This window comes from Streptomyces sp. NPDC008086 (assembly GCF_042957325.1).
Taxonomy (GTDB): Bacteria; Actinomycetota; Actinomycetes; order Streptomycetales; family Streptomycetaceae; genus Streptomyces.
Window position 1 is genome coordinate 174,291 of sequence record NZ_JBIBIA010000001.1, and the last position, 21,335, is coordinate 195,625.

The window sequence follows — 21,335 nt, forward strand, 5'->3', positions numbered from 1 at the left end:
TCGTCGGACGGATCACGGAAGGGCGGCTTCCCATGGGGGCTGGGCACGATCATGGGCACGGGCACGCGCACGTGCCGACCAGCGGTACGGCGGCTGCCGCCTACCGCGGGAGACTGCGGGTGGCACTGGCGATCACGCTCGGCGTCATGGTGGTCCAGATCGTCGGCGGTGTGGCCGCGGACTCGCTCGCCCTGGTCGCGGACGCGGCGCACATGGCGACGGACGCGGTCGGTCTGGGCATGGCCCTGCTCGCCATCCACTTCGCGAACCTCCCGGCGAGCACGACGCGCACCTTCGGGTACGCCCGCGCCGAGATCCTCGCCGCCCTCGCCAACTGCCTGCTCCTGCTCGGCGTCGGCGGCTATGTGCTGTACGAGGCGATCCAGCGGTTCTTCACCCCCGCGGACACCGAGGGCGGCCTGATGATCGTGTTCGGGGCGATCGGCCTGGTCGCGAACATGATCTCGCTGACGCTGCTGATGCGCGGCCAGAAGGAGAGTCTGAACGTGCGGGGGGCCTTCCTGGAGGTGGCCGCGGACACGCTGGGCTCGCTCACGGTGCTGGTCTCGGCCGCGGTGATCCTGGCCACCGGCTGGCAGGCCGCCGACCCTGTCGCCTCGCTGGTCATCGGCGTGATGATCGTGCCGCGCACCCTCAAGCTGCTGCGCGAGACCCTCGACGTCCTGCTGGAGTCGGCCCCCAAGGACGTCGACATGAACGAGGTGCGGGCCCACATACTCGCCCTGGACGGCGTCGAGGACGTGCACGATCTGCACGCCTGGACGATCACCTCCGGCATGCCCGTGCTGTCCGCCCATGTGGTGGTGCGCTCCGACGTCCTGAACGCGATCGGCCACGAGAAGATGCTGCACGAGCTCCAGGGCTGCCTCGGCGACCACTTCGACGTGGAGCACTGCACCTTCCAGCTGGAGCCGGTCGGGCACGCGGAGCACGAGGCCCGGCTCTGTCACTGAAACAACCGTACGGTCCGACAAAACGTCAGTACGGACGGAATGCAGCGATCCGGTGGTCGGTGGCGTCCTCATGCCCACAGCACCCCTTCGTGCGGTTCCGTACCCGCCGCGCCGGGCACGATCAACTGCCGGGAGTGTCGGATTCGTACGGCACACTTGGGGCGCAAGACCGAGGCGAAGGATGGGTATGCCGATCACACCTGCCACCGCGACGCACCGTGCGTCGAACGGCACCGCAGACGCGATTTTGCTGGAACTGGTCGACGAGAACGGTGTGACGATCGGCACCGCGGAGAAGCTCGCCGCCCATCAGCCTCCCGGCCAGCTGCACCGCGCCTTCTCCGTCTTCCTCTTCGACGAGCAGGGCCGGCTGCTGCTCCAGCAGCGGGCGCTCGGCAAGTACCACTCCCCCGGCGTCTGGTCCAACACCTGCTGCGGCCACCCCTACCCCGGCGAGGCACCCTTCGCGGCCGCGGCCCGCCGGACGTTCGAGGAGCTCGGCGTCTCCCCGTCCCTGCTCGCCGAGGCGGGCACGGTCCGCTACAACCACCCGGACCCGGACTCGGGCCTGGTGGAGCAGGAGTACAACCACCTCTTCGTCGGGCTGGTGCAGTCCGCGCTGCGGCCGGACCCGGAGGAGGTGGGCGACACGGCCTTCGTGACGCCCGCCGAGCTGGCGGTGCGCCACGCGAAGGACACCTTCTCGTCCTGGTTCATGACCGTCCTCGACGCCGCCCGCCCCGCGGTCAGAGAGCTGACGGGCCCGTCGGCCGGCTGGTGACGAGGACTGCGGGGGCCTAGGGCACGCGCACGGGTTTGAGCGGGACGGCGGCCCAGATCACCTTGCCGCCGCTCGCCGTGTGCTCGACGTCGCACACGCCGCCCGCCTCCCGGGTCACCTCGCGGACCAGGAGCAACCCGCGGCCGCCGGTCTGGCCGTGGTCGGCCTCCAGGGCGGTCGGGCGGTAGGGGTGGTTGTCCTCCACCGAGACCCGTAGCCACTCGGCGCCGACGGCGACCTCCACGGCGAGCGTCGGCGACAACAGCGCCGCGTGCCGGACGGCGTTCGTGACCAGCTCCGACACGATCAGCAGCACTCCCTGTACCAGGTCGTCCGGCACCGGCACGCCCTGGCGGTACAGCAGGTCCCGGACGGCGTGCCGGGCCTGCGGGACCGAGGCGTCGACGGCTGGGGCGGTGAACCGCCAGACGCCCTCGTACGGCAGTGGATGCGGCGGCCGCTGGACGAGCGACTCGTCCGCGCCACCTCCTGGGCGTGGGCCGGACCCGCGCCCGTGGTTCTCCATCGTCCGGTCGCCACCCTCGCGCTCGATTGTCACCACACGTCGAGTGTTGGTAACCCGCAGGTCCGGACCGTAGAACTGAACACAAGTCAGCGAGTATCGAGCGTTTCTGACCGTTGGCGTATGACACGGTCAGTTGTGGGACCGCTCCGGCGCCGCTTGTGCCGACTTCACGAACTATTCGGGTTGTACGGGTTTGACGTCACCGCCGTCCGGCGCGTCCCGAGGGTCACTCTCCGTGAGGAGCCGTCCTCCCTGCTGGGCCGCCGAGGTCGCCGGATAGCATCCGGGCCATGGAGCCCCAGCTGTTGCACAGCGTCACCGACTCGGTCGCCACCGTCGTCATCCACCATCCGGCCAAGCGCAACGCGATGACGGCCGCGATGTGGCGGGCGCTGCCGCCGCTGCTCGGCACGCTGGCCGCCGATCCGGCCGTACGGGCGCTGGTGCTGACCGGCGAGGGCGAGACGTTCTGCGCGGGCGCCGACATCTCCACGCTCCAGGGGTCGCCCGGGGAGGCGCAGGGGCTGGCCGTGGCCGCCGAGGAGGCGCTGGCGGCCTTCCCCAAGCCGACGTTGGCCGCGATCCGTGGGCACTGTGTCGGGGGCGGGTCCCAGCTGGCGGCGGCGTGCGATCTGCGGTTCGCAGAGGAGGGGGCGCTGTTCGGGGTGACGCCGGCCAAGCTCGGGATCGTCTATCCGGCGTCCTCCACGCGGAGGTTGGCGTCGCTGGTGGGGCCGGCCGCCACCAAGTACCTCCTGTTCTCGGGTGAGTTGATCGACACGGAGCGCGCGCTGCGCACGGGCCTGGTGGACGAGGTGCTGCCCCAGGGCGAACTCGGCAAGCGGGTGACGGAGTTCACCCGGGTCCTGGTGTCGCGCTCCCAGTTGACGCAGGCCGCGGCGAAGGAGTTCGCGGACGGGCGCACCGACCGCGACGAGCACTGGGCGGAGCAGGCACGCGGAAGCGGCGACACCGCGGAGGGCGTCGCCGCGTTCCTGGAGCGCAGGCAACCGCGCTTCACCTGGAACGTCCCTACGTCAGGCTGAAGCGGCTGTCGGTGCGGAACTCCTCGACCAGGTGCGCGGGCGCCTTCTGCGGGGAGCCGGCGTCGTAGGGCGGCTGGGGGTCGTACTCGGTCAACAGCTGGACGGCCTGGGCGTGTTCGTCACCGGCGATCTTCCCGACCAGGGTCAGCCCCATGTCGATGCCGGAGGAGACTCCGGCCGCGGTGATGTACTTGCCGTCCGCTACGACCCGCTCGCCCGTGGGCTCGGCGCCGTACTGCGGCAGGAAGTCGAGGGTGAGCCAGTGCGAGGTGGCACGGCGCCCCTGCAGGAGGCCCGCGGCCCCGAGGATCAGCGAACCGCTGCACACGGACGTCGTCCAGGTGCTCGTGGCGTCGGCGGTCCTGAGCCACTCCAGGAGGACCTCGTTCTCGACCTCGGTGAAGGTCCCGGGGCCGCCCGGCACCACGATCACGTCGGGGTGCGGTACGTCGGCGAGCGCCTTGTCGGCCGTGAGGGCGAGGAACCCGGTGTCCGCGCGCACGGGCCCCGCCGTCCGGGCGACGAAGTCGACCCGTACGTCCGGGAGGCGGCTCAGTGCCTCGTAGGGTCCCACGATGTCGAGGGCGGTGAAGCGGTCGTAGAGGACCATGGCGATCTGCACGGTGCTTCCTTTCGGCAGGGTCTCAGTGGGCCGGGGCGGGGTGGAACCGGCGGCGGTACTCGGCCGGGGCCGCCCCGAGGGTCTTGACGAAGGCGCGCCGCATGGCCTCCGGAGTGCCGTAGCCGCTGGCCCGGGAGATCTCCTCGACGCCGTCCGTGGTGTCCTCCAGCAGACGGCGGGCGTGTCCGAGGCGGACCCGGTCGACGTACCGGCCGGGGGTCATTCCCGTCTCGGCCTGGAAGGCGCGGGCGAAGTGGCGCGGGGAGAGGCTGGCGCGGGCCGCGAGGGTCTCGACGCTCAGGTCGGTGTCGGGGTGCTCGGTGATCCAGCGCTGGACGTCGCGTAGGGGTTCGCGCCGGGCGGTCTGGGCGGCCAGCTGGGCGCTGAACTGGGCCTGGTTGCCCGGCCGACGCAGGAAGACCACCAGGTGCCGTGCGATGCCGAGGGCCACGTCCCGGCCCAGGTCCTCCTCGACCAGGGCGAGCGCCAGGTCGATGCCGGAGGTGACGCCGGCGGAGGTGGCCACGTGTCCGTCGCGCACGAAGATGGGGTCCGGGTCGACCCGCACCCCGGGGTGGTCCCGGGCGAGCTTGTCGCAGTACGCCCAGTGGGTCGTGGCACGGCGGCCGTCCAGCAGGCCCGCCCCCGCGAGCAGGATGGCGCCGGTGCAGACGGAGACCAGGCGCTCGGCACGCGGGCCGTGCGTACGCAGCCAGTCGACCAGCTCGGGCCGGGGCGCGCGCGTGCCCTCGCCGCCCGGTACGAGGAGGGTGTGCGGCTCGGACACGTCGGCGAGGGATGCGTCCGGTACGACGGTCAGGCCGCTGGACGCGCGGACCGGGCCGCCGTCCAGGGAGGCCGTGCGGATGCGATAGGTGCCCGGGCGGTGCTTCTCGGCCCCCGCAAAGACCTCCAGCGGGCCGGTGAGGTCGAGGCTCTGTACACCGTCGAAGAGAACGAAGAGAACGGTTCGCTGCGCCATGCCCTCGATTCTTCGGGACCGGCACCATGACCACAATGACGGGCTCCCCACCTTTTCTGCCACGAGCGTGCATGACCCTCGGGAACGTACCAAGCGGTTGGTAACCTCCCGGCCATGACTACTGCCGCCCTGGAGCCGCGTGCCGGCCGCCGCTGCCACAACATGCTCAACTCCCTGCACTCGACGTCCTACTTCGCCCCCGAGCTGGGCAAGGAGCTGGGCGCTCTCGGGATCACGCACCCCAGGGCCGTCAACTTCGCGGTGCGGGCGGCCGCGCTGGGGCCGGTCGGGGCGGGGGCGGTGACGGCGGCGTTCTACAACTACAAGCACGACCTCGTGGCCCGGCACGTGCCCGCCGTCTGGGCCGTCGCCTCGCCCGAGGACGTTCTGGCGGCACGCGCGCGTGCGGTCGACGCTGCGCTGCGGCGGCTGCTGGGCGAGGACGCGGTGGCGTCACCGGAGATGGCGGAGGCCGCCGGGCTCGCGCTGCGCGCGGCCGAGGCGTGCTCTCGCAGTGCGCGGCCGCTGTATTCCGCCCATGCGGATCTGGCGGTGCCGAAGGAGGCGCACCTGGCGTATTTCCACGCCACGACGCTGCTGCGGGAGCACCGGGGTGATGGGCATCTCGCGGTGTTGATGTCGGCCGGGCTCGACGGGCTGGAGGCCGTCGTCACCCATACGGCGACCGGGAAGGGGATGACGCCCAAGTGGGTGCTCACGACGCGTGGCTGGACGCAGGAGGACTGGGACGCGGCGTCCGACCGGCTGCGTGGGCGTGGTCTTCTGGACGACGCGGGTGGGCTGACGGCGGAGGGGGTCGCGCTGCGCGAGCAGATCGAGTCCGAGACGGATCGGCTCGACCGGGCGCCGTATGAGCACCTTGGGGTGGAGGGGGTGGGGCGGCTGACGGAACTCGGCGCGGAGTTCGCCCGAGCGGCGGTGGCAGCGGGCGCCTTCCCCCCGGACCTTCTCGGCAGGGCCTGACCTCTCCACCCCGTTCCTCGCCCCCGCCGTCCCTACCCATCCCATCCCCAGGGGCTCCGCCCTTCCACCCCACCAAGGGGCTCCGCCCCCTGGACCCCCATCGGCCCTCCGGGCCTCGTCCGAGGAGTGGGGCGGCGCACCCCCACGAAGCCGCGGTCGCCCACGGCGCGAAGGGGACGTGTCGGGGGTGTCCGCCCGCAGAGTCCGGTGTCAAGTAACAGGACCTCCTGGCCTACACCCGCCCGCCGGCCCGAGGACGGACACCCCCCGGCGCGGCCCCGCCCCCCACCCCACCGAACCGCGCTACGCGCACCCCCGACCACCGCAACGGCCCGCCGCAGGCATCGCATAGCCCGTCCAAGTCGCGGTACTCGGTCCTCAGACTGAGGAAGGAGTAATCACGTGTTCCGTGCAATCGCAGACGTGCTCCGCCAGATAGGCGGTGCCATCGCCACCGTCGTGACGTTGCCGTTCCGGGCTCTGGCTCGGCTCTTCGGAGGTGCATCCAGCAGTACACGCAGTCGTAGGGCCTGACGTAGGGCTGATTCCGACCCGCCGCGACGGGCCACGTCGCCGCCCTGATCCCCGGTTGTCGGTGCCACCTGCCACAATTGCCGCGCAACCTCAGTCAGAAGGCGGGACGGGATCGTGACGACACCCCTCGTAGGGTCCATCGAAGGCAGGATCGCCGCGGAGCTCGGCGTACGAGAGCGGCAGGTGAAGGCTGCCGTGGAGCTGCTCGACGGCGGTTCGACGGTGCCTTTCATCGCCCGCTACCGCAAGGAAGCGACCGAGATGCTCGACGACGCGCAGCTGCGCACGATCGAGGAGCGGCTGCGCTACCTGCGGGAGCTGGAGGAGCGGCGGACGGCGATCCTGGAGTCGGTGCGCGAGCAGGGCAAGCTCACCGACGAGCTGGAGGCCCGGATCCGCGGCGCCGAGACGAAGGCGCGGCTGGAGGACATCTACCTGCCGTACAAGCCGAAGCGCAGGACCAAGGCTCAGATCGCGCGCGAGGCCGGACTCGAGCCGCTCGCCGACGGCCTGCTCGGCGACCCGACCGTCGAGCCCCTCGCCGCCGCCGCGGCCTTCGTCGACGCCGACAAGGGCGTCGCCGACCCGCAGGCCGCCCTGGACGGCGCCCGGGCGATCCTCACGGAGCGGTTCTCGGAGGACGCCGACCTGATCGGCGAGCTCCGTGAGCGCATGTGGGTGCGCGGCCGGCTGGCCGCGAAGGTGCGGGAGGGCAAGGAGGAGGCGGGCGCGAAGTTCGCCGACTACTTCGACTTCGCCGAGCCGTTCACCGAACTGCCCTCGCACCGCGTCCTGGCGATGCTCCGCGGCGAGAAGGAGGAGGTCCTCGACCTCGTCCTGGAGCCCGAGGAGCCCACCGACGGCCCGTCGTCGTACGAGGGCATCGTCGCCCACAAGTTCCAGATCGCCGACCGCGGCCGCCCCGCCGACAAGTGGCTGACGGACACGGTTCGCTGGGCCTGGCGGACGCGCATCCTCGTCCACCTCGGCATCGACCTGCGGCTGCGCCTGCGGACGGCCGCCGAGGACGAGGCCGTGGGTGTCTTCGCGGCCAACCTGCGTGACCTGCTGCTGGCCGCGCCCGCCGGCACACGCGCGACGCTCGGCCTGGACCCGGGCTTCCGTACCGGTGTGAAGGTCGCCGTGGTCGACGCGACCGGCAAGGTCATGGCCACCGACGTCATCTACCCGCACGTCCCCGCCAACAAGTGGGACGAGGCCATCGCCAAGCTGGCCCGGCTGGCGAAGGAGCACTCGGTCGATCTGGTCGCGATCGGGAACGGCACCGCCTCCCGCGAGACCGACAAGCTCGCCGGTGAACTCATCACCAAGCACCCGGAGTTGAAGCTCACCAAGGTGATGGTGTCCGAGGCGGGCGCCTCCGTGTACTCGGCCTCGGCCTTCGCCTCGCAGGAACTGCCCGACATGGACGTTTCGCTGCGCGGAGCCGTTTCCATCGCACGTCGGCTCCAGGACCCGCTCGCCGAACTGGTGAAGATCGACCCCAAGTCGATCGGCGTCGGCCAGTACCAGCACGACCTGTCCGAGGTGAAGCTGTCGCGCTCGCTGGACGCGGTGGTCGAGGACTGTGTGAACGGCGTCGGTGTGGACGTCAACACCGCCTCCGCGCCGCTGCTCGCGCGCGTCTCCGGCATCACCTCCGGCCTCGCCGAGAACATCGTGTCCCACCGGGACGCCAACGGCCCGTTCACCTCCCGCGCGCAGCTGAAGAACGTGGCACGGCTCGGCCCGAAGGCGTACGAGCAGTGCGCGGGCTTCCTGCGGATCCGCGGCGGCGACGACCCGCTGGACGCGTCCAGCGTGCACCCCGAGGCGTACCCGGTCGTCCGGCGCATGGTGAAGACGTCCGGTCAGGAGGTGGCCGCGCTCATCGGCAACACGGGCGTGCTGCGGTCGCTGAAGGCGAACGACTTCGTGGACGAGACGTTCGGTCTGCCGACCGTGACCGACATCCTCAAGGAGCTGGAGAAGCCGGGGCGCGACCCGCGTCCCGCGTTCAAGACGGCCACCTTCAAGGAGGGCGTCGAGAAGATCTCGGATCTGGTGTCCGGGATGGTCCTGGAGGGCGTGGTGACGAACGTGGCCGCCTTCGGGGCGTTCATCGACGTCGGTGTCCACCAGGACGGTCTGGCGCATGTCTCCGCGCTGTCGAAGACGTTCGTCAAGGACCCGCGGGACGTGGTGAAGCCCGGTGACATCGTCAAGGTGAAGGTCCTCGACGTCGACATTCCGCGCAAGCGGATCTCCCTCACGCTGCGGCTCGACGACGAGGCGGCGGCGCAGGGCCAGCAGGGCGGGGGCGGCGGCGAGCGCCGGCAGCGGGGCGGACGTCCACCGCAGCAGCGTCAGGGCCGCGGCGGTGGAGGGGGCGGGGGCGGCTCGCGTCAGGCGCCGCCTCCCGCGAACAGCGCCATGGCCGACGCACTGCGCCGCGCGGGTCTGGTCGACCCCAAGAAGGGCAAGCGCTGAGACGAGACACGGGCCCGGACTCTTCCGGTACGCCACGGAGGGTCCGGGCCGGTTCGCCCGTAGGGTGAGGACATGCCGAGGTCGCGTGTCATCACCTGGGAAGTGTCGGGGAGCCAGGGCTTCGAGACCGCCTGGGTCCAGTGCGGCGACGGCATCCTGAGCGGGCGTGGACGGGCGGTCGGTACGGTTCCGGAGCCGTACTGGATCTCGTACGAACTCGACACGGCCGAGGACTTCGTGACGCGTCGGCTGCGGGTCACCGCCGAGTACGCGGGCGGCACGCGCCTGCTCGATCTGCGGCACGACGGGGCGGGCCGGTGGACGGCGAACGGGGCGCGTCTGCCCGACGTCGACGGCGCGCTCGACTGCGACCTCGGCCTGTGTCCGCTCACCAACACGATGCCGGTGCTGCGGCACCAGCTCCATCTGACGCCCGGGGAGCGGGAGTTCCTGATGGCGTGGGTGTCGGTGCCGGATCTGACCGTGGCCGCCTCCCGGCAGACGTACACGGCTCTCGGCCGGGGCCGCGTTCGCTTCGTGTCCGGGGACTTCCGCAGGGACATCGCGTTCGACGACGACGGCATCGTCCTCGACTACCCGGGACTGGCCACCCGGTTCGGGTCGGACACGACCTAGCGTTCGGTCACCTTGCCGTCGGCGACCTCCAGGCGGCGGGTGACGTGGACCGCGTCGAGCATGCGGCGGTCGTGGGTGACCAGGAGCAGCGTGCCCTCGTAGGCGTCCAGGGCCGATTCCAGCTGCTCGATGGCCGGCAGGTCGAGGTGGTTGGTGGGTTCGTCCAGGACGAGGAGGTTGACGCCCTTGCCCTGGAGGAGGGCGAGGGCGGCGCGGGTGCGTTCGCCCGGTGAGAGGGTGGCCGCCGGGCGCAGGACGTGGTCCGCCTTGAGGCCGAACTTGGCCAGGAGGGTGCGGACTTCCGCCGGTTCGGTGTCCGGGACCGCGGCGCAGAAGGCGTCCAGCAGGGACTCCTCGCCATGGAAGAGCTTGCGGGCCTGGTCGACCTCGCCGATCAGGACGCCGGAGCCGACGTGCGCCTGCCCCGCGGTCAGCGGGACGCGGCCCAGCAGGGCGGCGAGCAGTGTCGACTTGCCCGCGCCGTTGGCGCCGGTGACCGCCACCCGGTCCGCCCAGTCGATCTGGAGGGACACCGGGCCCAGGGTGAAGTCGCCGCGCCGTACCTCGGCGTCCCGCAGGGTCGCGACCACCGCGCCCGAGCGGGGCGCCGACGCGATCTCCATGCGCAGCTCCCACTCCTTGCGCGGCTCCTCGACGACGTCGAGGCGCTCGATCATGCGCTGGGTCTGGCGGGCCTTCGCGGCCTGCTTCTCGCTCGCCTCGCTGCGGAACTTGCGGCCGATCTTGTCGTTGTCGTTGTTCGCCTTGCGGCGGGCGTTCTTGACGCCCTTGTCCATCCAGGAGCGCTGCATCTGCGCCCGGTCCTGGAGGGCGGCCTTCTTGTCGGCGTACTCCTCGTAGTCGTCGCGGGCGTGCCGGCGGGCCACCTCGCGCTCCTCCAGGTAGGCCTCGTAGCCGCCGCCGTAGAGGTTGATCTGCCGCTGGGCGAGGTCGAGTTCGAGGACCTTGGTGACCGTGCGGGTGAGGAACTCGCGGTCGTGGCTGACGACCACGGTCCCGGCGCGCAGGCCGCCGACGAAGCGTTCGAGGCGCTCCAGGCCGTCGAGGTCGAGGTCGTTCGTCGGCTCGTCGAGGAGGAAGACGTCGTAGCGCGAGAGCAGCAGCGAGGCCAGCCCGGCGCGGGCCGCCTGGCCGCCCGACAGGGACGTCATCGGCTGGTCGAGGTCGACGGCCAGTCCCAGCGAGTCGGCGACCTCCTCGGCCCGTTCGTCGAGGTCGGCACCGCCCAGGTCCAGCCAGCGCTCCAGGCTCGTCGCATACGCGTCGTCCGCGCCCGGTGCCCCGTCGACGAGGGCCTGCGTCGCCTCGTCCATCACCCGCTGCGCCTCGGCGACTCCGGTACGGCGGGCCAGGAACGTCCGCACGGTCTCACCGGGACGCCGCTCGGGCTCCTGCGGGAGGTGACCCACGGTCGCGGTCGGCGGCGACAGCCGCAGCTCGCCCTCCTCGGGCACGAGCAGCCCGGCGAGCAGCCGCAGCAACGTGGACTTGCCCGCCCCGTTGGCCCCGACCAGCCCGATCACATCTCCGGGCGCCACGACAAGGTCGAGCCCACTGAACAGGGAACGGTCACCGTGGCCGGCGGCGAGATTCTTGACGACGAGGGTTGCGGTCACAGGGAGCGATCCTAATAGCCGAGCGACCCCAGACGCGCCGCGATTTCCGGCGCGTGGAAACGCCGGGGAATGCAACGTCCTCAAGGGGCGCGGGGCTGTGTCGACATGCGGCTCCGCCGCGTGGGCGCGACCAGCCACAACGAGCCCAAAGACACCCCACCACCCATCGCGGCACCCACGGCGGCGCATTACCTCGTCATCGACTCCACCAGCACACTCCCCGACGTCCGAGCCACCACGAACGACTCCCCCTTCACAGCCCGCGCGTCCAACGCGATCCGGTGCCGCCCCGCCTCCAGCACACCGTCGAAGGCCTCATGCGCATGGGTCCGGTACAGCCGGTCGACCCGATACGCGGTGAGACGCACCCGGCACGGCGAGGTGACCTCCACACCCGCCTCCCCGTCGGCGGCCACCAACCGCGTCAGCCGGCGCTGCTCGGCAGGACTGCGGTCCAGCGCGTGCTCGATCTGCGCGACCAGCAACGGCACGATCGGCGCGAGTCCGTCGACGTACGCCACCTCGACCCCGGCGTCCGTGAAGGCGCGGCGCACGGCGGCACGCTGCTCCACCCCGATGCCCCGGCCGAAGGCCACCGCGCCGTAGGTGCGCAGTTCGTCCGCGGTGACGCCGCTCACGTCGTGGGTGATCTCGGCGCCGATGCCGATGGTGCGCAGGGCGGCGGCGAGCTTGGCCAGGAGGGCGACGCGGGGGCCGATGAGGAGCACGCGGCGGCGTGGCGCCTCGGCGGCGCGGTCGAGGAGGGAGCCGAGCGCGGCGCGGTACTCGGTGGCGCGGAAGCGGAAGGGGCCGATGCCGTGATAGCCGTTGAGCTCCAGGTCGGCGTGTTCGTCGGTCTGCCAGGCGAAGTCCCGCCAGATGTAGTCGTCGCCGTCCTTGTCGATGAGCGCGGTGACGGCGCCGCAGGCGAGGTCCTCGCAGTCGGGGCAGCCGTAGATGACGTACCGGCCGCCAGGAAGCGGGGCTTCCGCCTCCAGGAGCAGGCTGCGGACCTGGGCGGTGAAGATGGCGGGCGGCACGTCGGAGGCGAGTGGGGAGACGGCGTCGAGGTCGGAGAGCTGGAACAGCAGCGGGCGTCCGTCGACGATGAAGTCCACGAAGTCCCGGTGCACCTGGTAGTCACCGTTGGCGAGGACGCCACCGGCACGCATCGCCGGTGCCAGGCCGAAGGTCGCGTACTCGGCAGACATGGTGTGAGTATCCCCAGGACGGGACCGATATGAGCGCGGCATGACATATTCCGCTCATCGCCCCGGCGCCACCTCCGCGGTTGCCGGGGGCGCGTTGATGGAACCGGGGGGCGCGGGAGGCCGTCGTGCTCGCCTCCTGCGCCCCCAGGTGCCGCGCTCAGCCGTGGTCGTGGCCCAGGGGGTCACCCTCCGTCTCGGTGCCGGCGCCCGGGCCGACCCTGATCTCGAAGTCACCGTCGTACTTTCTGTGGCCCTCGATCACGGCGAGTTCGACGGCCTCGGTGCCCATCTCCGTCCGCACGATGACCGGGTCCCGCCGCAGATCGCGCATGAGGGCGACGCACATGCCGATCATCACGAGGACGAACGGCGCCGCGGCCAGGATCGTGAGGTTCTGCAGGCCGGTGAGCGCGTCGCCCTGGCCGCTGCCGACCAGCAGCATGATGGCGGCGACGGCGCCGGTCACCACACCCCAGAACACGACGACGAAGCGGCCGGGTTCCAGGGCGCCCTTCTGGGAGAGGGTGCCCATCACGATGGAGGCGGCGTCGGCTCCGGAGACGAAGAAGATGCCGACGAGGATCATCACCAGCAGGCTGGTGACGGTGGCGATGGGGAACTCCTGGAGGAGGGCGAAGAGCTGGCCCTCCGGGGTGTCCTCGCCGGCGAGCCCGCCGTCCTCCTTCACCTTCATCGCCGAGCCACCGAAGATCGCGAACCAGACCAGGCTGACGGTGCTGGGCACGAGGATGACGCCGCCGACGAACTGCCGGATGGTGCGGCCGCGGCTGATCCGGGCGATGAACATGCCGACGAACGGCGTCCAGGAGATCCACCAGGCCCAGTAGAAGACGGTCCAGCTGCCGAGCCAGTCCGCGACGCCCTCGCCCCCGCTGGCCTCGGTGCGGCCGGCGAGCTGGGGCAGGTCGCCGAGGTAGGCGAAGATCGAGGTGGGCAGCAGGTCGAGCACGATGATCGTGGGGCCCGCGATGAACACGAAGACCGCGAGGATCAGGGCGAGCACCATGTTGGTGTTGGACAGCCACTGGATGCCCCGCTCGATGCCGGAGATGGCGGAGGCCACGAAGGCGAGCGTCAGCACGGCGATGATCGCGACGAGCAGGCCGGTGCTCACGTCGTCCATCCAGTCCAGTTCCCGGAAGCCGGAGCCGATCTGGAGGGCGCCGAGGCCCAGGGAGGCCGCGGAGCCGAAGACGGTGGCGATGATCGCGAGGATGTCGATCACCCGGCCGCCGACGCCGTTGGCGTGCTTCTCCCCGATCAGCGGGGTGAAGACCGCGCTGATGGTCTGGCGCCGGCGCTTGCGGAAGGTGCTGTAGGCGATGCCGAGTCCGACCACCGCGTAGATCGCCCAGGGGTGCAGCGTCCAGTGGAAGAGGGTGGTCGCCATCGCCGTCTCCATGCGTTCGCCGGAGTTGGCGGGGTCCGTGCCCGGGGGCGGGGTCGTGTAGTGCGAGAGCGGCTCGCTGACGCCGTAGAACATCAGGCCGATGCCCATGCCGGCGCTGAACATCATCGCGACCCAGGAGACGGTCTTGAACTCGGGTTCCTCGCCCTCGGCGCCGAGGTGGATGCGGCCGTAGCGGCTGATCGCGAGCCAGAGCGCGAAGAGCACGAAACACGAGGCGGCGAGCATGAACGCCCAGCCGCCGTTGTGGATCAGGCCGTTCAGCATCTTCGTGGACACGCTCTCCAGCGAGTCCGTGGCAGCCCACCCCCAGATCACGAAGGCCACGGTGATGACGGCGGTGACGCCGAACACCACTCGGTCCGTGCTGGGGTGGCCGGGACCGTCCGACGGACCTTCCCGGCCACCTCTCTTCTTCAGATCCTCAGTCATCTGCGGCACCTTCCCCGGTGAACGGTGGATACGCCGGTTCCACGTCGTCTCCCAGGACCTACCACAGATCCCGTCGATCTCAGCCGTTTGTGCAGTCGGTGTCGGGTTCACCGGCCGTGATGCGGTACGGGGCGCGCTCGTCGAGGAGGAGCGGGACGAGGTTGCGCAGGGACTGGCGGAGCGGGACGAGGGCGCCCGTGGAGGTCGTCTTCGACTTCACTCCGTGCAGCGCCAGTTCGTCCTTCACCTGCCGGTACTGGTCGGTGGTGAGCCGGTAGCCGCAGGGCGGGTCCTGGATCACCTCGGCGGGTTCGGCCGGGTCGTTGTCGGCGCCGCCGACGTAGACGGGCCCGGAGTCGGCGAAGCCCGAGAGCCGGGCCGCGCCGGTCGCCGCCTCGACCTGTCGGCGACGGACGTCGGTGAAGTCGAACAGGCCGTCCAGCGCGGCCAGTTGGGAGTCCACCCGACGCCGGTTGTTGAGGGACGCGTCGGCCTTCTCCTCCTCGGTCAGGGGGTCGACACGGCTCTCGATGAGCAGGCCCACCGAGTGCTTGATGCCGGACATGTTCCGCAGAATGCGTTCCTGTCCGTCACCGGCCACCTGCTTGACCGGTTCGCCCGTCACGGGGTCGGTCCAGATGCCGTACGTGCCCGTCGAATAGCCGGAGCCGGTCGCGGCGGGGCGTACGTACGCCTGGGACAGGGTCCGCGCCTCGTCGTGGACGTGCGCGTCCGTGTTGAGGTTGCGCGGCCACAGGTCGAACAGGTCCTTGTCGTAGTACCGCGGTGTGGCGCCGTACTCGTGGAGGTCGTAGATCACGTCGGGGCGTTGGTCGCGGACGACCGCGGCCATGGCGCGGCCCTCGGCGGTCTGCAGCGCGAGGTGGTCGCGGTTGATGTCCACGCCGTCGCTGTTGCCCCGGGTGTCGGCGGCCCGGCCGTCGGGGTTGGCGGTGGGCACGACGAGCAGGGTGGTGCGCTCCAGGAAGCGCCGGGTCTTGCGGTCCTTCGCGTAGGCCAGATCGCGGACGGTGGACAGACAGGCCTCGCGGCCGGAGGGCTCGTCGCCGTGCTGGCTGCACACCAGCAGCACCTTGTTCGGGGCGTGGCGCGCGCCGATCCTGACCAGTTGGAGGGGGCGGTCCTGTTTCGTCGTACCGATGCGGGTGAGGGAGACCCGGTCGCTCGCCCTGTCGACGGCCCCGAGGAAGCGCTGCTCCTCCGGCTGGCTGGTCCAGCGGGCGCCGTTCGACTGCTCGAAGCCGGTGCGGGGCGGGGAGTCGGCGGCCTGGGCGGGGACCGCCACCAGGGACGCGGCGAGGGCCGCCGCGGCAAGGGTCAGGGTGCGGGTGCGGGTGCGGGTGCGGGTCACCGGCCTCCCTCCGGGATGCGGTGGACGGTGCGCGGCGGGGCGACGCCGTCCAGGGGCGTGGCCGCGGGGGCGGCCGTGGCGGCGGAACCCGCCGTGGCGCGGGCGAAGGCGTGGGCGCCGCCGACCAGCGGGAGGCGGGCCTTCGTCCGGGAGAGGTCGACGGTGAGGGTCGGCTTGGTCGACGGCGGGTCGATCAGGTCCTTGTCCGTGCCGGCGACGATCAGGGCGAGCCGGTGGCCGGCCGGGACGACGTGGTCGGTGGCGGCCAGGTCGAGGGTGATCGTGTACGCCTGGCCCGGGGTGAGGGGCCGGCCCTGGTGGTCCGAGGCGTGGTTGCCGAGGTCGGCCCAGCCGCGGCTGACGACCGTGTAGTCGACGTCGGCGGTCTTGGCCTTCGTCTCCTTGAAGCAGGCGCTGTCGCCGGTGGTGCTCACGCCCCAGCAGGTGCGGTCGGTGAGCGTGGTGATGCCCTCGCCGCTCGCCGCGTAGTCGCGGATGGTGTCGGGGCCGAGGTCGACAAGGACGGCGGAGAGGTGGGCCGTCGAGGTGGTCGGGGTCGCGGTGACGGTGACCTCGGAGGAGCCGGACAGCCGCAGGTCACGGGTGAGCGGCTTGGTGACGAAGCCCGCCTTGTCGGGGGTGGACCGGTCGATCTGGGCGGCCCAGTCGGTCTCGCCGTGCTGCGGGTCGTCGGTGAAGGTCTCGGTGCCCTTGCCCGGGCGCAGACCCAGGGCGCCGACTCCGGCTTCGCTGCCCTTGGCGGGGCGCAGGGTGGTCGTGTCGGTGCCGCGCGGCGGCCAGACCTTGGAGGTGACCCACTGGTCGGGGTGGCGTTCGATGTCGGCCATCGGCTCGCGGTCGATGCCGTTGTCGTAGCCGAGGAGTTCGTGGTCGAACCAGCGGTGCAGGGCCTCGACCCACTCGGCGCGGCGGAAGTCGAAGGGGTCGACATGGCCGGTCTGGGAGAGCCAGATCTTGCGCTCGACGCCGTTCTTGGCGAGGGCGTCCCACCACTGGCCCACGTGCTTCATCCGCACGTTGAGGTCCTGCATGCCGTGGATCAGGAAGACGCTGGCCCGGACCTTGCGAGCGTCCTTCACGTAGTCGCGCTCGGTCCACAGGGGCGTCCAGTCGCCGGTGCGCGGGGCCCCGTCGACGAGCTTTTGCTGGACGGCGGCGCACTTGGCGCGGGCGTCGGGGCTGTCGACGTAGTCGGACAGGGCGTCGGGGCCGGAGTCGTACAGCGGGGCGCCCTGCTGGAAGTAGTAGTCGTACCAGGAGGAGATGGCGCTGATCGGCACGATGGTCTTCAGGCCCTCGACGCCGGTGGCGGCGACGCCGTTGGCGATGGTGCCGTCCCAGCTCTTGCCGATCATCCCGGTGCGGCCGTTGGTCCACGTCGCCTGGGCCTTGGTGGTGCCGGTGCGGGTCGTGTACGCCTTGGCGCGGCCGTTCAGCCAGTCGACGACGGCCTTCGCGGAGAGGATGTCGGAGCGGCCGCCGACGTCCACGCAGCCGTCGGAGCGGTTGGTGCCGGCGAGGTCGACGCCGACGAAGGCGTAGCCGCGGGGCACGAAGTAGTTGTCGTAGAACAGCGGCATCTGTACGACGTCGCCGTTCGCGTCGTACGTCTTCTTCTGGCTCTCGTTGCCGCGCCCGCAGCAGGAGTAGTAGGGGCTGGCGTCCATGACGACGGGCACCTTGCGGCCCTGCGCGGCCGCCTCGCGGGGCCGGACGACGTCGACGGCGACGCGGTCGCGTCGGCCGTCGCGGTCGAAGTCGAGCCCCGTGTCCACCCATACGGCCTCGCGGATGGCGTTCTCGTACGAGTAGACGGGCCTGCTCTCCCGCGGCGCGGCAGCCTGCGCCGTGGCGGGGGCGAGGAACGTGGCCAGCAGGGCGGCTGTGGCCGCCGCCGCGAGCTGTCTGAAGATCGTGGAGCGCATGCGGTTCGGCATGCGCGGACGGTACATCGGTGAACTCCTGTGCAGAAGAGGGCGGCTGACGGCATATGAGGTCCCGTGTGGCCGATAACCGCCCCTGGGACGAGTCGGTCCGTTGCGGCCGAATGGCGATCGTGTGACAGCGGTGGTCATGGACACACCGGAGCCACAGGTACTGAATAGGCTCCGGACAGACTTCGGGCCCCTACGACTTGGAGCTTTCGTGCACCGCAGAATGATGGCGCCGGGCGCACTCGCAGCCGCCTCTCTGATGCTGGCGATCCCGGCGTCGGCCGCGAGCCTCTCCCCCGGCGCTCCGGGCATCGGCGACCCCTACTACCCGGCCTACGGCAACGGCGGATACGACGTCTCGCACTACGACCTCCGGCTGAAGTACCAGCCGGCCACGGACGAGTTGCAGGGCACGGCGACGCTGCTGGCGCGCACCACGCAGGATCTGTCCCGGTTCAATCTGGACTTTCTGCTGGACGTCAGCGAGGTCCGGGTCAATGGCGCGAAAGCGTCGTTCGCGACGTCCGGCGAGCACGAGTTGGAGATCACGCCGGCGAAGCCGCTGGCCAAGGGTGCGACCGTCACCGTGATCGTGCGCTACCGCGGAGTGCCGTCCTCGAAGGAGGCGTACGGCTTCAACGCCTGGCTGCGCACCGCGGACGGCGGGGTGGCCGCGGGCGAGCCCGAGGGGGCCTGGTGGTGGTTCCCGAGCAATGACCACCCGCGTGACAAGGCGACCTTCGACGTGTCGGTGCAGGTGCCGGACGGTACGCAGTTCATCTCCAACGGCACGCTGCAGTCGACGAGTTCACGGGCCGGCTGGACGCGCTACAACTGGCGCTCCAACAAGCCGCAGGCCACCTATCTCGCCACGTTCGCGGCCGGCAGGTTCGACGTCACGACCGAGACCTCCGAGAGTGGGATTCCGGTCATCAACGCCTACAGCAAGGACCTCGGCGACACCGCCGGGGCGGCTAGGGCGAGCGTCGAGCGGACCGGGGAGATCGCCGACTGGCTGACCGAGTACTTCGGGCCCTATCCGTACAACGCGCTCGGCGGGTACGTGCCCAACACCCCCGCCGTCGGGTACGCGCTGGAGACCCAGACCCGGCCCTTCTACAGTCCCCGCCAGTTCGCGAACGGGTCGAACGTCTCCGTGGTCGTGCACGAGCTGGCCCACCAGTGGTACGGCGACGACGTGTCGGTCAGGGACTGGAAGGACATCTGGATCAACGAGGGCTTCGCCCGGTACGCGCAGTGGCTGTGGTCGGAGCACGAGGACGAGGGCACGGCGCAGGAGATCGCCGACTACGTGTACGCCTCGCACGCCGCCGACGACCCGTTCTGGACGGTGAAGCCCGGTGACCCCGGGCCGGAGCACCAGTTCGACATCGCGGTCTACGACCGGGGTGCGCTGGCCCTCCAGGCGCTGCGCAACGAGATCGGGGACGACGCGTTCTTCGCCGTTCTCAAGGGCTGGCCGCAGAGGTTCGCCTACGGCAACGCGTCGGTGGCCGACTTCCAGCGGTACGCCGAGGAGGTGTCCGGGAAGCCGCTGGCCGCGCTCTTCGACACCTGGCTGTTCCAGCCGTCGAAGCCGGCCGCGCCGGCGGCGCGCGGCGCGTCCATCGCCAGGTCGTCCGAGGAACCGGTCCAGCCGAAGTCCTGGAAGAAGATCGCGGCGACGAACGGCGTGCACGACCATGGGCACGAGGGCGAGGGCGGGGGCGAGCACTGACGCCCTGGTGCGCCTGAGGGGGACGTGCATGACCTCGCCGTCGGTCAGGGGTTGTGCACGCCCTCCCCGTGGTCGTAGACCGTGACGCCGATCCCTCGGCGCACCAACCGCTCGGTGATGAGGGGTTCGACGCGGGGACGCTCCGCTGAGTGGGCCGACACCCTCGCCATGGTCCTCCGGACAGTGGGCGACCGCACGTCGTGTGTGGTTGGTCGCGCAGTTCCCCGCGCCCCTTCAGGGCGCGTCCGTGGCCGTGCGCCGACAGGTTATGGACCAAGCCCAGTGCGAGGGCCTTGGACGCCAGCTCACCCTGCCGGGCACGGCACACCCCTTCCGGTTCCCGCCCAGCGGTGCGGATCGGTCGTTGACGGGCGCTGACTACTTCGTGAGGTCGGTCAGTTCTCGGTCTTCCGTCTGGGTGACGCGGCGGCGGAGGGCGAACCAGCCGGCGATCAGCATGAGGGCGATGACCGGGATGAGGAGGAGGGTCTTGCGGCCGACCTCGGGGTCGTTCCACATCAGGCCGAGGACGGCGATCAGGAAGGCGATGGTGACGATCTCGGTGACCGGGCTGCCGGGGAGGCGGAAGCTGGGGCGGGTGACCAGGCCCGCCTTGGCTCGGCGGACGAAGAGCAGGTGGCAGATCATGATGATCACCCAGGTCGAGATGATGCCGAGGGACGCGACGTTCAGCACGATCTCGAAGGCCTGGCTGGGCATGAGGTAGTTCAGGCCGACACCGAGGACGCACACCGCGCAGGTGAGCAGGATGCCGCCGTACGGGACCTGGCTGCGGTTCATGCGGGCGGTGAACTTCGGGGCCGAACCCGCCATCGCCATCGAGCGGAGGATGCGGCCCGTGGAGTACAGGCCGGAGTTGAGGGAGGACATCGCCGCCGTCAGGACCACCAGGTTCATCACGTCGCCCGCGCCCTCGACGCCGATCTTCGACAGGACCGTGACGAAGGGGCTCTCGTCGGCCGAGTAGACCGAGCCGGGGAGCAGGAGGGCGAGGAGGACGACCGAGCCGACGTAGAAGAGGCCGACGCGCCACATGATCGAGTTCACGGCGCGCGGGACGACCTTCTCCGGCTCGGCGGTCTCGCCCGCGGCGACGCCGACCAGTTCCAGCGCGGCGTACGCGAAGATCACGCCCTGCATGACGAGGACGACGGGCATCAGGCCGTGCGGGAACACGCCACCGTGGTCGGTGATCACGTCCAGACCTGGGGTCTGGCCGCCGACCTCGTGCTGGGTGGCGAGCAGGAAGATGCCGACGAACATGAAGGCGACGAGCGTGGCGACCTTGATGATCGCGAACCAGAACTCCATCTCGCCGAAGATCTTCACCGAGATCAGGTTCACCGCCAGGACCACCGCCAGGGCGGCCAGGGCGAGCACCCACTGCGGGATGTCGGTGAACAGGCTCCAGTAGTGCGTGTAGAGCGCGATCGCGGTGATGTCGGCGATACCGGTCGTCGACCAGTTCAGGAAGTACATCCAGCCGGCGACGTACGCGCCCTTCTCGCCGAGGAACTCACGCGCGTACGACACGAACGAGCCGGACGAGGGGCGGTAGAGGACGAGCTCGCCGAGGGCACGGACGACGAAGAAGGCGAAGATGCCGCAGACCAGGTAGGCGATGGCCAGTGCCGGGCCGGCGTTGTGGAGGCGGCCGCCGGCGCCGAGGAAGAGGCCGGTGCCGATGGCCCCGCCGATGGCGATCATGTTGACGTGGCGGGCCTTGAGGTCCTTGCTGTAACCGGCGTCGCCCGCGTCCGCGGGCATCTGGGCCGCGTCTCTGCGAGGTGCGGCCACGGCCGTGTTCACGGCGTCCTTGCTCACGGGTGGTACCACTCTCTGGTGCTCCCGAGCGGGTCTCGCTCGGGTGTCCGGACGTACGTATGGCCTGCGCCCTCGGTAAAGGCGCAGACCAAGGGGTCACCTTCCCCCAGAGCACGCGGCGCACGCGGTGGCGCACGTCAC

Annotated in this window: 17 protein-coding genes; 8 read left to right on the forward strand and 9 right to left on the reverse strand. The window is 70.9% G+C overall.

Annotation, left to right across the window (positions count from 1 at the left end; all coding sequences use genetic code 11):
* The first annotated feature begins 32 nt into the window (after nt 1–32).
* Together ACFZBP_RS00805 and idi are read left to right on the forward strand one after the other, a co-directional pair.
* On the forward strand, nt 33–974 hold the full coding sequence (locus tag ACFZBP_RS00805) for a cation diffusion facilitator family transporter (RefSeq protein ID WP_391409163.1): 942 nt from the start codon (nt 33–35) through the stop codon (nt 972–974).
* A gap of 187 nt (nt 975–1,161) precedes the next feature.
* Complete coding sequence (gene idi / locus ACFZBP_RS00810) at nt 1,162–1,755, forward strand: isopentenyl-diphosphate Delta-isomerase (protein WP_391409164.1); 594 nt, start codon at nt 1,162–1,164, stop codon at nt 1,753–1,755.
* A 16-nt stretch (nt 1,756–1,771) separates the two neighbouring features.
* On the opposite strand, the gene ACFZBP_RS00815 is transcribed toward idi, so the two are convergent.
* Nucleotides 1,772–2,281, reverse strand: coding sequence for an ATP-binding protein (locus ACFZBP_RS00815; protein ID WP_391410300.1), 510 nt, complete (start codon nt 2,279–2,281; stop codon nt 1,772–1,774).
* Between the two features lie 290 nt (nt 2,282–2,571).
* Between ACFZBP_RS00815 and ACFZBP_RS00820 the strand changes: the two genes are divergently transcribed.
* The gene (locus ACFZBP_RS00820; protein WP_391409165.1) at nt 2,572–3,327 is read left to right on the forward strand and encodes an enoyl-CoA hydratase-related protein; all 756 of its coding nucleotides are present in this window, start codon (nt 2,572–2,574) and stop codon (nt 3,325–3,327) included.
* On the opposite strand, the gene ACFZBP_RS00825 is transcribed toward ACFZBP_RS00820, so the two are convergent.
* Both ACFZBP_RS00825 and ACFZBP_RS00830 read right to left on the reverse strand, forming a co-directional pair.
* Nucleotides 3,314–3,949, reverse strand: coding sequence for a DJ-1/PfpI family protein (locus ACFZBP_RS00825; protein ID WP_391409166.1), 636 nt, complete (start codon nt 3,947–3,949; stop codon nt 3,314–3,316). The genes ACFZBP_RS00820 and ACFZBP_RS00825 overlap by 14 nt on opposite strands.
* A 22-nt stretch (nt 3,950–3,971) precedes the next feature.
* Nucleotides 3,972–4,931, reverse strand: a complete 960-nt coding sequence (locus tag ACFZBP_RS00830; RefSeq protein WP_391409167.1) for a DJ-1/PfpI family protein — start codon at nt 4,929–4,931, stop codon at nt 3,972–3,974.
* A gap of 114 nt (nt 4,932–5,045) precedes the next feature.
* On the opposite strand from ACFZBP_RS00830, the gene ACFZBP_RS00835 reads away from it, so the two are divergent.
* From ACFZBP_RS00835 to ACFZBP_RS00850, 4 genes are all read left to right on the forward strand, one after another.
* On the forward strand, nt 5,046–5,915 hold the full coding sequence (locus tag ACFZBP_RS00835; protein WP_391409168.1) for a hypothetical protein: 870 nt from the start codon (nt 5,046–5,048) through the stop codon (nt 5,913–5,915).
* A gap of 402 nt (nt 5,916–6,317) precedes the next feature.
* The gene (locus tag ACFZBP_RS00840; RefSeq protein ID WP_252100478.1) at nt 6,318–6,449 is read left to right on the forward strand and encodes an LPFR motif small protein; all 132 of its coding nucleotides are present in this window, start codon (nt 6,318–6,320) and stop codon (nt 6,447–6,449) included.
* 114 nt (nt 6,450–6,563) lie between these two features.
* Nucleotides 6,564–8,939: a Tex family protein gene (locus ACFZBP_RS00845; protein WP_383455446.1), complete on the forward strand. Its 2,376-nt coding sequence runs from the start codon at nt 6,564–6,566 to the stop codon at nt 8,937–8,939.
* A 72-nt stretch (nt 8,940–9,011) separates the two neighbouring features.
* Nucleotides 9,012–9,575 (forward strand): putative glycolipid-binding domain-containing protein, encoded by a 564-nt coding sequence (locus ACFZBP_RS00850; protein WP_391409169.1) that lies wholly within the window; start codon nt 9,012–9,014, stop codon nt 9,573–9,575.
* Here ACFZBP_RS00850 and ACFZBP_RS00855 read toward each other — a convergent pair.
* The 5 genes from ACFZBP_RS00855 to ACFZBP_RS00875 all read right to left on the reverse strand — a co-directional run bounded on the left by ACFZBP_RS00855 (nt 9,572) and on the right by ACFZBP_RS00875 (nt 17,614).
* Nucleotides 9,572–11,212 carry an ABC-F family ATP-binding cassette domain-containing protein gene (locus ACFZBP_RS00855; RefSeq protein WP_383455453.1) on the reverse strand — a complete coding sequence of 547 codons (1,641 nt, stop codon included), beginning with the start codon at nt 11,210–11,212 and terminating at the stop codon, nt 9,572–9,574. The genes ACFZBP_RS00850 and ACFZBP_RS00855 overlap by 4 nt on opposite strands.
* 188 nt (nt 11,213–11,400) lie before the next feature.
* The gene (locus tag ACFZBP_RS00860; RefSeq protein ID WP_391409170.1) at nt 11,401–12,423 is read right to left on the reverse strand and encodes an oxidoreductase; all 1,023 of its coding nucleotides are present in this window, start codon (nt 12,421–12,423) and stop codon (nt 11,401–11,403) included.
* A gap of 157 nt (nt 12,424–12,580) precedes the next feature.
* Nucleotides 12,581–14,284 carry a BCCT family transporter gene (locus ACFZBP_RS00865; RefSeq protein WP_391409171.1) on the reverse strand — a complete coding sequence of 568 codons (1,704 nt, stop codon included), beginning with the start codon at nt 14,282–14,284 and terminating at the stop codon, nt 12,581–12,583.
* Nucleotides 14,285–14,363: 79 nt separating this feature from the next.
* Complete coding sequence (locus ACFZBP_RS00870) at nt 14,364–15,656, reverse strand: M14 family zinc carboxypeptidase (RefSeq protein WP_391409172.1); 1,293 nt, start codon at nt 15,654–15,656, stop codon at nt 14,364–14,366.
* Nucleotides 15,653–17,614, reverse strand: a complete 1,962-nt coding sequence (locus ACFZBP_RS00875; protein ID WP_391409173.1) for a Xaa-Pro dipeptidyl-peptidase — start codon at nt 17,612–17,614, stop codon at nt 15,653–15,655. The genes ACFZBP_RS00870 and ACFZBP_RS00875 overlap by 4 nt, the downstream gene beginning before the upstream one ends.
* 208 nt (nt 17,615–17,822) lie before the next feature.
* On the opposite strand from ACFZBP_RS00875, the gene ACFZBP_RS00880 reads away from it, so the two are divergent.
* Nucleotides 17,823–19,349, forward strand: coding sequence for a M1 family aminopeptidase (locus ACFZBP_RS00880; RefSeq protein WP_391409174.1), 1,527 nt, complete (start codon nt 17,823–17,825; stop codon nt 19,347–19,349).
* Nucleotides 19,350–19,727: 378 nt separating this feature from the next.
* On the opposite strand, the gene ACFZBP_RS00885 is transcribed toward ACFZBP_RS00880, so the two are convergent.
* Nucleotides 19,728–21,194: an amino acid permease gene (locus ACFZBP_RS00885; protein WP_391409175.1), complete on the reverse strand. Its 1,467-nt coding sequence runs from the start codon at nt 21,192–21,194 to the stop codon at nt 19,728–19,730.
* Between the last annotated feature and the right edge of the window lie 141 nt (nt 21,195–21,335).